The organism is Pseudomonas sp. Bc-h (assembly GCF_002080045.1).
Lineage (GTDB): Bacteria > Pseudomonadota > Gammaproteobacteria > Pseudomonadales > Pseudomonadaceae > Aquipseudomonas.
In genome coordinates this window covers 150,372-164,187 of the sequence record NZ_MUIN01000012.1, presented here as the reverse complement: position 1 = coordinate 164,187, position 13,816 = coordinate 150,372, and the positions used below count along the sequence as shown (strand labels likewise).

General features: G+C 61.5%; 15 protein-coding genes and 1 tRNA gene. 3 read left to right on the top strand and 13 right to left on the bottom strand.

Annotated features, from left to right (window positions below):
• Positions 1–177: 177 nt before the first annotated feature.
• Positions 178–264, top strand: a tRNA-Leu gene (locus tag BWR59_RS23840).
• A gap of 89 nt (positions 265–353) precedes the next feature.
• Here the strand turns inward: BWR59_RS23840 and BWR59_RS23835 are convergent.
• The 8 genes from BWR59_RS23835 to BWR59_RS23805 all read right to left on the bottom strand — a co-directional run bounded on the left by BWR59_RS23835 (position 354) and on the right by BWR59_RS23805 (position 8,471).
• Positions 354–602 carry a hypothetical protein gene (locus BWR59_RS23835; RefSeq protein ID WP_081568103.1) on the bottom strand — a complete coding sequence of 83 codons (249 nt, stop codon included), beginning with the start codon at positions 600–602 and terminating at the stop codon, positions 354–356.
• Between the two features lie 95 nt (positions 603–697).
• Positions 698–3,373 (bottom strand): excinuclease ABC subunit UvrA, encoded by a 2,676-nt coding sequence (locus BWR59_RS23830; protein ID WP_081568102.1) that lies wholly within the window; start codon positions 3,371–3,373, stop codon positions 698–700.
• Between the two features lie 37 nt (positions 3,374–3,410).
• Positions 3,411–3,578: a hypothetical protein gene (locus BWR59_RS32480; protein ID WP_168184528.1), complete on the bottom strand. Its 168-nt coding sequence runs from the start codon at positions 3,576–3,578 to the stop codon at positions 3,411–3,413.
• Complete coding sequence (locus BWR59_RS23825) at positions 3,575–4,633, bottom strand: DNA topoisomerase IB (protein ID WP_081568101.1); 1,059 nt, start codon at positions 4,631–4,633, stop codon at positions 3,575–3,577. Before BWR59_RS23825 ends, BWR59_RS32480 begins: the two co-directional genes overlap by 4 nt.
• A gap of 86 nt (positions 4,634–4,719) precedes the next feature.
• Positions 4,720–5,808, bottom strand: coding sequence for a molybdenum ABC transporter ATP-binding protein (modC, locus tag BWR59_RS23820; protein ID WP_081568100.1), 1,089 nt, complete (start codon positions 5,806–5,808; stop codon positions 4,720–4,722).
• Between the two features lie 7 nt (positions 5,809–5,815).
• Positions 5,816–6,496, bottom strand: coding sequence for a molybdate ABC transporter permease subunit (gene modB / locus BWR59_RS23815; RefSeq protein WP_081568099.1), 681 nt, complete (start codon positions 6,494–6,496; stop codon positions 5,816–5,818).
• Positions 6,497–7,264, bottom strand: a complete 768-nt coding sequence (gene modA, locus BWR59_RS23810; protein WP_081568098.1) for a molybdate ABC transporter substrate-binding protein — start codon at positions 7,262–7,264, stop codon at positions 6,497–6,499.
• Positions 7,265–7,388: 124 nt separating this feature from the next.
• The gene (locus tag BWR59_RS23805; protein ID WP_081568097.1) at positions 7,389–8,471 is read right to left on the bottom strand and encodes a nitronate monooxygenase; all 1,083 of its coding nucleotides are present in this window, start codon (positions 8,469–8,471) and stop codon (positions 7,389–7,391) included.
• Between the two features lie 135 nt (positions 8,472–8,606).
• Between BWR59_RS23805 and BWR59_RS23800 the strand changes: the two genes are divergently transcribed.
• Positions 8,607–9,245: a TetR/AcrR family transcriptional regulator gene (locus BWR59_RS23800; RefSeq protein ID WP_081568398.1), complete on the top strand. Its 639-nt coding sequence runs from the start codon at positions 8,607–8,609 to the stop codon at positions 9,243–9,245.
• 47 nt (positions 9,246–9,292) lie between these two features.
• Complete coding sequence (locus BWR59_RS23795; protein ID WP_081568096.1) at positions 9,293–10,276, top strand: MDR family oxidoreductase; 984 nt, start codon at positions 9,293–9,295, stop codon at positions 10,274–10,276.
• Here the strand turns inward: BWR59_RS23795 and BWR59_RS23790 are convergent.
• From BWR59_RS23790 to copC, 5 genes are all read right to left on the bottom strand, one after another.
• Positions 10,273–10,740, bottom strand: a complete 468-nt coding sequence (locus BWR59_RS23790) for an RES family NAD+ phosphorylase (RefSeq protein WP_081568095.1) — start codon at positions 10,738–10,740, stop codon at positions 10,273–10,275. The two genes, BWR59_RS23795 and BWR59_RS23790, sit on opposite strands and share 4 nt — an antisense overlap.
• Entirely contained in the window at positions 10,740–11,189 is a 450-nt protein-coding gene (locus BWR59_RS23785) for an antitoxin Xre/MbcA/ParS toxin-binding domain-containing protein (RefSeq protein ID WP_230982076.1), read from the bottom strand. Before BWR59_RS23785 ends, BWR59_RS23790 begins: the two co-directional genes overlap by 1 nt.
• Before the next feature lie 50 nt (positions 11,190–11,239).
• Entirely contained in the window at positions 11,240–12,349 is a 1,110-nt protein-coding gene (gene ada / locus BWR59_RS23780; protein WP_081568093.1) for a bifunctional DNA-binding transcriptional regulator/O6-methylguanine-DNA methyltransferase Ada, read from the bottom strand.
• 83 nt (positions 12,350–12,432) lie between these two features.
• The gene (gene copD, locus BWR59_RS23775) at positions 12,433–13,305 is read right to left on the bottom strand and encodes a copper homeostasis membrane protein CopD (RefSeq protein WP_081568092.1); all 873 of its coding nucleotides are present in this window, start codon (positions 13,303–13,305) and stop codon (positions 12,433–12,435) included.
• Positions 13,306–13,309: 4 nt separating this feature from the next.
• Positions 13,310–13,696, bottom strand: coding sequence for a copper homeostasis periplasmic binding protein CopC (copC, locus tag BWR59_RS23770; protein ID WP_081568091.1), 387 nt, complete (start codon positions 13,694–13,696; stop codon positions 13,310–13,312).
• Positions 13,697–13,816: the final 120 nt, after the last annotated feature.

Here is a 13,816-nt window from a genome sequence, read left to right as displayed (position 1 = left end):
ATAAGCTCTGTAGATCAATGATTTACAGAGCTTTTTTATTTGCGCTGAAGATGTCTCTCAGTCGCATTTTGAAGCGGCTCAAGCTTGCTTCACCGTGTAGGGATGTATATATTCCCAGCTCTTGTCGGCCAACCTGCTAGCGTTTTTTCGCTACTGCCAAGGCTGACGCGCAACACCGCCCTGATGGTGAAATTGGTAGACACACCGGACTTAAAATCCGTCGTCCGAAAGGATGTGCCGGTTCGACTCCGGCTCGGGGCACCATCCAGATCAGCCGCTTACGGAGCAATCCGAAGCGGCTGTGTCGTATTTGTCAGCTCAATCCTTGGCATCAGCCCGACGTCCCGTCGTCGTCATTTACCTTCCTTCTGCTCACCCTTCGAGGTCGCTGCTTCTTTTTTCAGCGCCTCGCTATCGGCTCCGGCGTTCGCCCCTGATGCCTCTTCTCCGACCTTGTCCGCTTTTTCATGATTAGATTCAGTGGGCTGGGAAGTCTTGTCTACGGGAAGCGCGGTTTTTGGATCGGTGTCTTCAGCCATTGCGTAGAGCGAGCAGCTTGAAAGCAAGCCGGTCAGGGCGAGGGCGTTCATCAGCTTGTTCATGATCCAGATCTCTGACAAAGGACGGTATTGCGTTGGAGGCGCACACGCCCGGAATGTGCGACTCAATGGACGAGCGGGCGCGCGCGCCTCTTGGGTCATTTGCCGTTCAGCACGTTTCGCAAAAACGGAGCGGTCCGGCTCGCTTTCACCTTGGCGACCTTCTCCGGCGTCCCGCTTGCCACAATCGTTCCGCCCTGATCGCCCGCACCCGGGCCGATGTCGATGACCCAGTCACTCTGGGCCACGACGCGCATTTCATGTTCGACGACGATCACGCTGTGGCCGTTGTCCACCAGCGTATTGAGCTGTTTGAGCAGGCGATCGACATCGCTGGGGTGCAGGCCTGTGGTCGGTTCATCCAGCACGTACAAGGTCGCGCCTCTTTGGCTGCGTTGCAGCTCAGTGGCGAGTTTGATCCGCTGGGCTTCGCCGCCAGACAGTTCGGTGGCGGGTTGCCCGAGGCGCAGGTAGCCCAGGCCGATGTCGCGCAGAACCGTCAGCGATCGGAGTACCGCAGGCTGTTCAGCGAAGGCTTCAACGGCCTGATCGACCGTCAGTTGCAGCACTTGGGCAATGTTCAGTTGCTGCCACTTGACCGCAAGCGTGTCAGGGTTATAACGCGCGCCGTGACAGGTCGGACAGGGCGCATAGACGCTGGGCATGAACAGCAATTCGACGCTGACGAAACCTTCGCCTTCGCACACCGCGCAGCGGCCTTTGGCAACGTTGAAGGAAAACTGCCCTGCGCCATACCCGGCCGCTTGCGCATCGGGCGTTGCAGCGAACAGTTTGCGCACGTTATCGAACAGGCCGGTGTAGGTGGCCAGGTTGGACCGCGGGGTGCGACCGATGGGTTTCTGGTCCACTTGCACTAGGCGTTTGATCGACTCCAGGCCGCTTACGATGCGGCCGCCGGTGACCTGAGGCGCGTCGTCTTCAAGCGTCGGTTCTTCCTGATCGCCACTCGCGGCAGGGCGACCCAGTTCTGCGCCCACCAGCTCCAGCAGCGCCTGGCTCACCAGGCTCGATTTGCCCGAGCCCGAGATACCGGTCACCGAGGTGAAGCAGCCCAGGGGGAATTCGGCCGTGAGGTTGTCGAGGTTGTTGCGGGTGACACCTTCCAGTCGCAGCCAATGGCTGGCCGTGCGACGTGTGGTGCGCAGTTCGTTGTGGTCGGCAAACAGATGCAGTCGGGTCTGGGAGGCTTCGATGTGTTTCAGACCTTGCGGAGGACCGCTGAATAACACGCGACCGCCATGTTCACCCGCCGCAGGGCCGACATCGATCAGCCAGTCGGCGCGCCGCATGGTTTCCAGATCGTGCTCGACGACGAACAGCGAGTTGCCAGAGGCCTTGAGTTGCTGCAGCGCAGTGAACAGGGCTTCGCTATCGGCGGGGTGCAGGCCTGCGGAGGGCTCATCCAGTACGTAGATGACACCGAACAACTGCGAGCCCAGTTGTGTCGCCAGACGAAGCCGCTGCAATTCCCCGGACGACAATGTCGGTGTGCTGCGGTCGAGGGCCAGATAGCCCAGGCCCAAATCGGTGAGGGTGCTGACTCGGGTTAGCAAATCCTGGGCGATACGTTGCGCCGCCATACGTTTTTCGATCGACAGATTCGGTGTAACGCGTACGTCGGGTGCTGCGTCGTGCGCCGATTCACCGGCCTTGCGTCGCTTCTTGCGCGCGGTGTCGATCTGCTGACGATCCAGGGAGTTGTCGTCAGCAGAGGCTTCGAATGTTCCTTCAGCCACCGGCCGCAGCACTTCGGCAAGTCTCAGCAGTGGCATTTGCGACAACTCGCCGATGTCCAGACCGGCAAAGGTGACCGACAGGGCTTCGCGCTTCAGTCGTTTGCCGTCGCAGAGCGGGCAGGGGCTGCCGCGCATGAACTGCGACACGCGCTTCTTCATCAGCGCACTTTGTGAGTGAGTGAACGTGTGCAAGACGTAGCGCCGGGCCCCGGTAAACGTGCCTTGATAGCTCGGTTCGAGTTTGCGCTTGAGGGCCAGGCGGGTTTCTTCAGGCGTGAAGCCTGCGTAGACCGGGGCCGTGGGTTGCTCTTCAGTGAACAGAATCCAGTCGCGCTGCTTTTTCGGCAGGTCGCGCCAGGGAATGTCGACGTCATAGCCAAGCGTCACCAGAATATCGCGCTGATTCTGCCCCTGCCACGCCAATGGCCAGGACGCGACAGCACGTTGGCGAATGGTCAGCGAATCATCGGGCACCATCAGTTCTTCCGGCACTTCATAGACTCGCCCAAGGCCATGGCACTCGGGGCAGGCGCCTTGGGGCAGGTTCGGCGAAAAATCTTCGGCGTAGAGCATCGGTTGCCCGGCCGGGTAGTTGCCCGCGCGGGAGTAGAGCATGCGGATCAGGCTGGACAAGGTCGTGACGCTGCCCACCGAAGAGCGAGTGCTCGGCGTGCCGCGTTGCTGTTGCAGGGCCACGGCGGGCGGCAGGCCTTCGATGGAGTCGACATTGGGCACGCCCACTTGATCGATCAGTCTTCGGGCATAAGGCGCCACTGACTCGAAGTAGCGTCGCTGGGCCTCGGCATACAGCGTGGAGAACGCCAGCGATGACTTGCCGGAGCCCGAGACGCCGGTAAATACCACCAGGGCATCGCGTGGAATGTCGACATCGACGTCCTTCAGGTTGTGCTCGCGGGCACCGCGCACGCGCACGTAGCCGGGCTGGTCCGGCGCTACGGTGAATGAAACGGGGGAGCGAGCGTCGGCATCGTCAGGCAGGTGTGGCGCTGTGGTCATGTCAGGGCCCAGGGTCAAAAGTGGCTGAGAGGAGAGCTTACCCGGCGTCGGGGACTTTCGGGGTATGCCCGGCGTCGTCGTGTTCGCCCCCGGTCAAGGGCTGTTCCTCGCGGGCTTCCTCGTTGCGCTCGCGATCATCGGCGACGTCGGCGGGTTTGGCGTCCGGGTCGTTGATCTTTTCGCCAGGGATATGGGCGTGGGTCATGGTTTTTCTCCAGTGGTTTCGCGTATGGCTTCGGCAGCCTGCAAGCCCTGCAGAAAACCCGCGAGTGCGGCTTCTTCCAGGCGCAGGCCCTTGCGTTGTCGCGAGCGAGGCAGCTTGGCCAATTCGCCGATGACAAAGGCTTCCAGAACAGCCGGGTGGATGTAGCATTTGCGGCACACCGCCGGGGTGTTGCCTAGCAGACGTGCGACTTCCTTGACCATGGCGACGATGTGTTTCTTTGCGTCGGCTTCAGGTTCCCAGTCCAGCTTGCGCAATGCTGCCAGCGCCATCGCGCTGCCTGCCCAGGTGCGATAGTCCTTGGCGGTGAAGTCGGCGCCAGTCAAATCACGCAGATAGTGGTTGATGTCCGAGGAGCTCACGGTGTGACGCTGGCCATCATCGTCCAGATACTGGAACAGGTTCTGACCCGGAAGATCCATGCAGCGTTTGAGGATGTTCGCCAGGCGCCGATCAGTGACGCTGACTTGATGCTCCACGCCGCTCTTGCCGCGAAACTGAAAAAGAATCTTGCTGCCATGAACATCGACGTGTTTGCTGCGCAAGGTGGTCAGGCCGTAGGAGCGGTTGTCCCGGGCGTACTGACTGTTGCCGATGCGAATCAGCGTCTGATCGAGCAATGACACTACCGCCGCCATGACCTTCTCGCGGCCCATGCCGGGCACGGCGAGTTGTGCCTCCAGCTGTTTTCGCACCTTGGGCAGCGCCTGGCCAAACGCGATCATGCGCGAGTATTTGTTTTCGTCGCGAATCTCGCGCCAGCGCGGATGATAGCGATATTGCTTGCGGCCGCGGGCGTCACGGCCCGTGGCTTGCAGATGGCCCTTGGGGTCGGCGCAGATCCACACATCGGCATAGGCCGGAGGGATCACCAGGGCGTTGATGCGCTTGATCTCGGCTTCATCCCGAATGCGCTCGCCGTGAGTGTCGAAATAGGCGAACTTGCCGCGCAGGATCTTGCGCGTGAAGCCGGGCTGGCTGTCATCGACGTAATGCAGGTCCTTGGGCAAGTCTTCAATGAGGGTGGTGTCCGGCATGAGCAACAATCCTGAGAGCTGGTCTTTGCATTGACCTTGCCTCGCCGCAGTCGTGCCGACTATTTGCCGAGCACTTCAGATCAGGCTCAAGCGAGCAGCGCCACCGATTTGATTTGCGCCCAGAGGTGCTGGCCGGGATGCAGATTCAGCTGATCGCGCGAGTAACGGGTGATGCGCGCGAGCAGAGGCGTCCCTTGGGCATCTAGCCGCACCAGGACATGAGCGACGTTATCGGCAGGCACTTCTTCCACTACCGTCACGGGCAGGCGATTGAGGATGCTGCTGTGCTCATCGGGTTGCAGGTTGAGGCTGACGTCTCGGGCCGGAATCTTGAAGCGCAGTGGCTTGCCCGACTCCAGCGGCGAATGGGCCACGCGGATAGACAGGTCGCTCTGAGGCAGGCGTACGGTGACCAGGTGGTAGGTCGCGTCATAGGCGCTGACCTTGCCTTCGATGACCACGCCCGCGTCGTCGCCCATTGCCAGCGGCAGATCCAGTCGCGCCAGGGTTTCGCCAATAGGGCCGCTCGCCAGCGCCTTGCCGTCACTGAGCAACACCAGATGATCGGCCAGTCGCGCGACCTCATCCTGAGAGTGGCTGACATACAGCATGGGAATGTCGAGTTCGTCGTGCAGGCGCTCCAGATACGGCAGGATCTCGCCCTTGCGATGAGCGTCGAGCGCAGCCAGGGGCTCGTCGAGCAGTAGCAGGCGAGGGCTCGTCAGCAATGCCCGGGCGATGCCGACGCGCTGGCGTTCGCCGCCTGAGAGCTTGTCCGGCTGGCGCTGCAGCAGATGATCGATGCCCAGAAGGGTGGTGGCCTGCGCGAGATTGACGCGACGGTCTTTGGCCGGAATACGCTTGAGGCCGAATTCGAGATTACCTTTGACAGTGAGGTGAGGGAACAGACTGGCTTCCTGAAACACGTAACCCAGCGAGCGTTTGTGCGGAGCGAGAAAGATGCCCTGGGCGCTGTCCTGCCAGACGTCGCCGTTGATGCGGATCAGCGCGTCCGACGCCTTTTCCAGCCCGGCGATGCAGCGCAGGCAGGTGGTTTTGCCGGAGCCGGAGTGGCCGTACAGCGCCGTGACGCCGCGCCCTGGCAGGGCCAGATCGACGCTCACGGAAAAGTCGGGAAAGTCCAGGCTCAGGCGGACTTCGATGCAAGAGGTCATGAGTCAGTCAGCTCCAAGTGGCTTTGGTCTTGCCGCTGGAGTAGAGCGCCAACAGAACCAGGAACGAGAACACCAGCATGGCCCCGGCCAGCCAGTGGGCCTGGGCGTATTCCATGGATTCGACGTGGTTGTAGATCTGGGTCGACACCACACGGGTTTTCTGCGGAATATTGCCACCGATCATCAGCACCACCCCGAACTCGCCGACGGTGTGGGCGAAACCGAGAATGGCGCCAGTGATGAACCCCGGGCGCGCCAGCGGCAGCACCACAGAGAAGAAGGTATCCCAGCGGTTGGCGCGCAACGTCGCAGCAACTTCAAGCGGCCGTGGACCGATCGCCACGAATGCGTTCTGCAGCGGCTGCACCACGAACGGCATGGAATACAGCACCGAGCCGATCACAAGGCCGGTGAAGCTAAAGGTCAGGGTGCCAAACCCTAGGCTCTGGGTAAATTGCCCCAGTGCCCCATTCGGCCCCATCAACAGCAATAGATAGAAGCCGATCACCGTCGGTGGCAACACCAGAGGCAATGCCACCACCGCGCCGACCGGCCCCTTGAGCCAGGACCGGGTGCGCGCCAACCACAAGGCGATGGGGGTGCCGACGATCAGCAGGATCACCGTGGTCAAAGATGCCAGTTTTAGCGTCAGCCAGATCGCCGCGAGGTCGGCACTGCCCAGCGGCATTTACAGCTGGTATCCGAAGGATTTGATCACGGCAGCGGCTTTCGGACCCTTGAGGTATTCCATCAGCGCTTTCGCGGCGGCGTTGTCCTTGCCCTTGTTGAGGATCACGGCGTCCTGCTTGATCGGCTCATGCAGGTTGGCCGGAACGATCCACGCGGAGCCGCCCGTCAGCTTGCCATCCTTGTAGACCTGCGACAGCGCGACGAAGCCCAGTTCCGCGTTGCCGGTCTGCACGAACTGATAGGCCTGGGCAATGCTCTGGCCCTCGACGATTTTTGCCTGGGTGGCGTCGGTCAGACCAAGCTTGGCCAGCACTTGGGTGGCAGCCAGGCCGTAGGGCGCCGCTTTAGGGTTGGCGATGGACAAGTGCTCGTATTTGTTGTCCTTGAGGACCTGGCCCTTGTCGTCGACGTAACCTTCTTTAGCCGACCACAACGCCAGGGTGCCAACGGCGTAGGTGAAGCGCGAACCCTTGACGATTTCGTTCTCGCTCTCGAGTTTGGCCGGGGTGGTGTCATCGGCAGCGAGGAACACTTCGAATGGCGCGCCGTTCTTGATCTGAGTGTAGAACTGCCCCGTTGCGCCGAAAGAGGCGACCAGCTTGTGCCCGGTGTCCTTTTCGAAATCCTTGGCGATGGCCTGAATCGGTGCGGTGAAGTTGGCAGCCACCGCTACCTGGACTTCGTCGGCGAATGCGCTGCCAGCCGAAAGGGCGGCGACAGCGAGGGCCAGGGACTTGAAGGTGACGCGTAGGGGAGTTGCGCGCATGAAACGGCTCCGTGGTGTTTTTATGAAGTGATGACTTACGTGAGCCGAATACCGGCCAATCGCTATGCACTGGAATATATAGCGAGTCATCACCTCAAGGAAGCCTGTTTTGTTAACGTGGCGGTCAGTTTTTGATGCCTGCCAGTTTTTCCAGGGTCTGAATCGCCAGTTGGCGGGTCCATTCCTCGGCGGGTGACTGATGCTTGATGCCCACTGCCTGACCGGCCCAAAGGTTCATGAAGCCTTCGTTACCCTGGGGTTCGGCCTTGGCGCGCAGCGGCATCAGCGCGCCGCCAGCGGTGGGGAAGGCCGGCGCTATCGAACTGATCGGGCCAATCTCACGCATGATGCGATTGACGATGCCGCGCGCCGGGCGGCCAGTGAACAGATTGGTCAGGGCTGTTTCGCTGTCTTTGCCGCTGCGCAATGCCGCCTGGTGCAGCTTCGTGGTCTTGGCTTCCGGCGAGAACAGATAAGCGGTGCCGAGTTGCACAGCACAAGCGCCGAGCATGAATGAGGCAGCCACACCGCGACTGTCGGCAATACCGCCCGCTGCGATGACCGGCACGCTGACGGCATCGGCAATCTGCGGCACCAGCGCCATGGTGCCGACCTGTGTGTAGAGCTGATCGCTGAGAAACATGCCGCGATGACCGCCGGCTTCGTAACCCATGGCGATGATCGCGTCACAACCGCGTTGTTCGAGCCAGATTGCCTCGTCGACCGTGGTGGCGCTGGAGATGACCTTGGCGCCGCTGGCCTTCACGCGCTGTACGAACTCGTCCGACGGCAGGCCGAAATGGAAGCTCACGACCTCAGGTTTCAGCTCTTCGACCAATGCGCAACTGGCTTCATCGAACGGTGCGCGATTGGAGACCGGAGTCGGCGCGTCAAAGTCGGCACCGAGCTCTTGATAGTAGGGTTGCAGCAAGTCTTTCCAGGCTTTGTCTGCGCTGGGGTTGGCGTCCGGCGTCTGGTGACTGAAGAAGTTCAGGTTGAGCGGCGCGCGAGTGCCAGCGCGGATCAGGCTGACTTCTTCACGAATCTGATCATGACTGAGCATCGCGCAGGGCAGCGAAGGCAGACCACCGGCCTTGCCGACTGCAATCGCCAGCGCCGAACCGGCGGCGCCGGCCATGGGCGCCAGCAGAACGGGCACTTCAATGCCAAGCAGCTTGAGAATTCGAGTGTCGGGCCAGGCGATCATGGGCAGTTCTCCAAGGGCAGTGAAAGGCGATGGGAATAACCAACGCTGCATGACCAGCGGGTTTTCCAGCGCTCAGTTTCGGCTTTTTCGAAAGACGCGGTTGATTTAATAGACGATCAGTCTAATATGCAACCCATGAACGACATGACCGTAAAACCCCGCCGCCCAGGCCGCCCGCCGAAAATCGCTCGCGCCGATGACTTCGACACCCGCGAAGCGTTGATCCGCTGTGGTGTGGAAATACTGACCGAGCAAGGCTTCATGGCCACTGGTATCGACAGTATTCTCAAGCGCGTCGGCGTGCCCAAGGGCTCGTTCTATCACTATTTCGCCAGCAAGGAAGCCTTCGGGCTCGCGGTGCTGGCCAGTTACGCCGGGTATTTCGCTCGGCGTCTGGATCGCTGGCTGCTCGACGAATCGCTGTCGCCGCTGGAGCGTCTGGCCGGTTTCGTTCAGCATTCCAAGGCCAGCATGGCCCGTTACGACTATCGCCGGGGGTGCCTGGTGGGCAACATGGGCCAGGAAGTCAGTGTCTTGCCTGCCGGTTTCCGTGACACGCTGGAAAACATCTTTCTCGATTGGCAGCGCCGCTTGTGCGCGTGCTTCGAGGCCGCCAAACAGTTCGGTGAACTCCCTCGTCACGCCGATTGCAACGAGCTGGCGGCGTATTTCTGGATTGGCTGGGAGGGCGCCGTTCTGCGCGCCCGCCTGGTACAAAGTGACACCCCCCTCAACACTTTCATCGCCGGATTTCTGCGTGGCTTGCCGCGTTGATTTTCCGGCTTTATTTATAGACGATCGGTCTATAACGGAGGCGACGCATGTTCAACGGCATTTTGATCGACAAGGACGACAGCGGTTATCGCGTACAACTGACGGCTATCGACGAGGCGCAGCTGCCCGCAGGTGATGTCACGGTACGGGTGTCCCATAGCACGCTGAACTACAAGGACGCTCTGGCGATCACCAATAAAGGGCCGATCGTGCGCAAGTTCCCGATGGTCCCGGGCGTGGATCTGGCGGGTACCGTGCAAGCCAGCAGCGACCCGGATTTCAAGCCCGGCGATCAGGTGCTGCTCAACGGTTGGGGTGTCGGCGAAGGCCACTGGGGCGGGTTGGCGCAGTTGGCAAGACTGGAAGGCAAATGGCTGATCCCTTTGCCCGACGCGTTTACCGCATCACAGGCCATGGCCATCGGGACTGCCGGTTATACGGCGATGCTGGCGGTGATGGCGCTGGAAAAGAATGGCCTGACACCGGACAAGGGCGAAGTACTGGTGACGGGCGCCAACGGTGGCGTCGGCAGTTTCTCCATCGCGATTCTGGCGAAGCTGGGCTATCGCGTTGTCGCCTCAACGGGGCGGCTGGAGGAGAGCGGTTACCTCAAGCAACTGGGCGCGACCGAGATCATTGATCGTGCAACGCTGTCCGAGCCGGGCCGTCCGCTGGTCAAGGAGCGCTGGGCCGGTGCCATTGATTCGGTGGGCAGCCACACCTTGGCCAACATTTGCGCCAGCACACGTTATCGGGGGACCGTGGCGGCCTGCGGTCTTGCTCAGGGGATGGATTTCCCGGCATCGGTGGCGCCGTTCATTCTGCGCGGCGTGACACTGGCAGGCATCGACAGCGTGATGCGCCCGCGCCAGGACCGCATCGACGCCTGGGCGCGCCTGGTAACCGATCTGGATCAAGACAAGCTGGCACTGATCACCCATGAAATTGGCCTGAGCGAAGTCATCGAAACCGCGCAGCGGCTGATGGATGGCGGGGTACGCGGCAGGGTAGTGGTCGACACCCAGCGTTAACAGAATGCCTTGCGGTCGGGCCTGCCGTAACTGAAGTCGACAATCTCCACCCTGTGGATCTGGCTGGACGCCGGGTGTTCGGGATTGATCAGCAGGCCGCTCGCTTGGCCCGTCACCACCGAAGGCAGGATGAGCCCAAGCTGTTCGCCTCGTTCCAGCCAGCGACTGCCGAAATCCATGCCGGGGCTGTTCGCTGGCAGTGCATCCCAGCCCGCTGGCAGTTCGGCGGGCATTGGATGGCGGTAAAGCGCGGGGTCATCCGGCAGTCGCAGCGTCATCAGTTTCAAGGGCCATTCAGGGACATGCCCGGCAAGAAGCAGAGTGTCCAGTGCGCACTCTGCCGGATTCAGACTCAGGTACAAGGCTGCGTGATCCGGGTGATTCCAGCGCCCGCCGAACATCGCAGCGCCGCTTCCCGACAGATCCTCGATGTCGCCCGCCTTGGCGATTCTCCACGCCAGCATCAAAGAGCCCCGCCATGGCGCAACGCTGCCAACACGCGATGCACCTGACGGGCGCCTATCTCAGTGGCGCAGAGTGTGAGGGGGGATTGGTCGTTCAGGCCGCGGTTGGGGGTCATCATCCATCGTTGCGCAATTCGCTGGTCCTCGAATACCTGCGCCGCTTGTAATGCGAGGGTGGCCAGTCGGTCCAGGCGTTCCGAACTCACCAGGTCCAGTGGCCGTTGCTGTCGCAGACGGCGTTCCAGCGTGGAGATGGAGGTGCTCAGCAGGTCTTCCAGCTGAGTGTTGCTCAGGTCGAAGGCGCTGCGCACGGCCTTGACCCAGCCCGGCGGAAACCCCGTGTGGATGTAAGCCAGGCGTTCGGTTTCGTTGCGGGTGTGTAGCTGATCGGCGATCAGCCAGAAAGCGGGCGCGGCGTCGAGGGTCGATGCTTGAGAAATGGCAGACACTTCCATGCTCCTTGAGTCGGACTTTCAGAGCACCGGACCTTACGCCGCTGTCACTGTTTCTCAAGCGCCAAGCTGTTACAGGTATTTGCCCGGGCTTCACGGTCGAGCAGTTGACGCTTACGCTCCGCGCCCCAGCGATACCCCGACAGGCCGCCATCGCTGCGCACTACCCGGTGGCAGGGAATCGCCACTGCCAGGCTGTTCGCACCGCACGCCTGCGCCACGGCCCGAAACGATTTTGGTGCGCCGATGCGTTGAGCGATTTCGGCATAACTGGCCGTCGTCCCCGGCGGAATCAGCGCCAGCGCCTGCCAGACCCTCTGCTGAAATGCAGTCCCTTGCAGATCCAGCGGCAAGTCGAGCCCCAGCCCCGGTGCCTCGATAAAGCCGACGACCTGAGCAATCAGATACTCGAAATGCGAGTCGCCACCGATCAAGGTCGCGTTATGGAACTGGTCCTGCAAATCCTTCACCAACCGGTCAGGATCGTCACCGAGCAAGATCGCGCAGACCCCACGCTCGCTTTGTGCGACCAGTATGGAGCCCAAAAAGCACTCGCCCACGGCAAAGCGTATGTCGGCATTGGCGCCGCCCTTGCGATAGTCGGAAGGTTTCATGCCAAGCAATTTTGCGCTGCTCTCGTAAAACCGGCTGTTGGAGTTGAACCCTGCGTCGTACATCGCTTCGGTGATGGTGGGGGTGTCGGTCAATCGGCTGCGCACTCGCGCTGCCCTGTGCGCATTGGCCCACGCTTTCGGCGTCAGGCCAGTTACCGCCTTGAATACGCGATGAAAGTGCCACGGGCTCATGCCTGACTGCTCGGCGAGCTGGTTCAGGCTCGGCGGCTGTTGCGCGTCGACGATCTGTCGACAGGCGCGCTCGACCAGCATCGCGTGTTGCCCGGCCAGGTGCGTCTGGTCCGCCGCTGCGCGTTTGCTGGGCCGATAACCTGCCGCTTCTGCCTGCGCGGCAGTGTCGAAAAACACCACGTTTTCCGGGCGGGGCAGGCGCGATACGCTGCTGGGCCGGCAGTAGATGCCCGTGGTGCGCACGGCGTAGACGAACTGCTCATCGGCGGCCGAATCACGTGCCAGCACCGCTGCCCAGCGTGGGTCTTGCTCGGCGCCTGACTGCGATAGGGGGGATTTGCTGCGACTCATGGCGCTCTACCTCTGAGGAAACCCGATGTGCCACAGGTTAGTCGCTGTCGTGCCCGCTGAAACTCCGAGTCTTGCGTTCAAATTCAGGCAAGCATCGGCGGCAGCGTGCCCAGTAACGAGACCGCAGCCAGTGCCGCTATCCCGAACAGGCATTCGAGCAGAACGGTGATACGCAATGCGCGAAGGCGCAAGTGACGCTGGCGGGCCAGCCCGCGATTGACCGCTGCCAATGCCAGCATGCACAGGACCATCGACACTTTGACGGCCAGCACGCAACCGAAGCCGGAAAGCGCCGGCGCCGGCCAGAGCGCGCCGCTCAATGCGCGTACGTTGATCATGCCCGTGACAATGATCAGCGCCACCAATGCGTAACCGATGCCGCTGAACCGTGCCAGCACGGCGCGCAGGTCAACAGTATTAGAGTGCAGAAGCAGCAACGCCAGCATCAGCAGACCGCCGAACCAGGTGCCGATGCCCAGCAGATGCAGCATCTGATTGAGGATGAGCAACTGGCCTTGCGTGCCGTCGTACATGGCGCCGTGGCCGACCGGCGCCAGGGTCAAGAGCAGCAGTGTATTGATCAGCAGAAGGGCGCGGGGCGCGCCATTGCGCTGTCGTAGCGCGAACACCAGCGCCAGCAGGTTGAGGATCAGATGGACGATCCAGACGTGGCCGAAAAACGTGTGGGTCAGTACTAGCGCAATGGTCTGGGGGTCGACGGCGTCGCGCCAGTCGTCCGCCATGTTCGCCGCCGTCAGCATCAGCCAGCTCACGGCGCTGACCAATGCCGCAGCGGCCAGCCACGCCTGCGCACGATCAAGCAGGCGTCGGGCTGGGCTGGCCTCAAAGGCGTGCAGTGAAGAGGCGAACAGGACGTGGCGAAACATCCCGACACCGAACAGCAGCAGGACTGCACCGAAATGCACGAATCGGCACAGGATCAATCCATCTTGCATGGCGTTATGGCGTCACCTTGAAGCGATAGACACCTTCGCTCTTGTGGGTGTCCACCGACACGGCGTGCCATTCAACCTTGTACTTGCCCGGCGCCAGTGGCACGGCTGGCACCACGATCAGCACCTTCTTGTCGGCGGGGTCGGTGGTCACGCTCTGGGTCTGAATGATTTCGGTGCTCTCGCCCGGGCCATCGAGGCTGATCGCCACTTTGGTGAATTTCTCTTCAACGCCTTCGGAGAAATTCAGGCGCAATTCCTTGGGCGTGGTCACTTCGCTGTCGGCGGCGGGCAGCTGGCTTTGCAGATGGGCGTGGGCGAACGCCACAGTGGTGGTCAGACACGCGAGCAGGGACAGGCAGGAAAGGGCGAGTTTTACGCGGGGGGCAGACATCAAAGGCACCTCTGGTTTTGCGGCAGCTTTTTGCAGCAACGTTCATGGAAGAAACCGATCTGTGTCGATTTCGACAAATTCGAGCGCTACTAGACCAGAAAGTGTCTTTGGACTCCATTA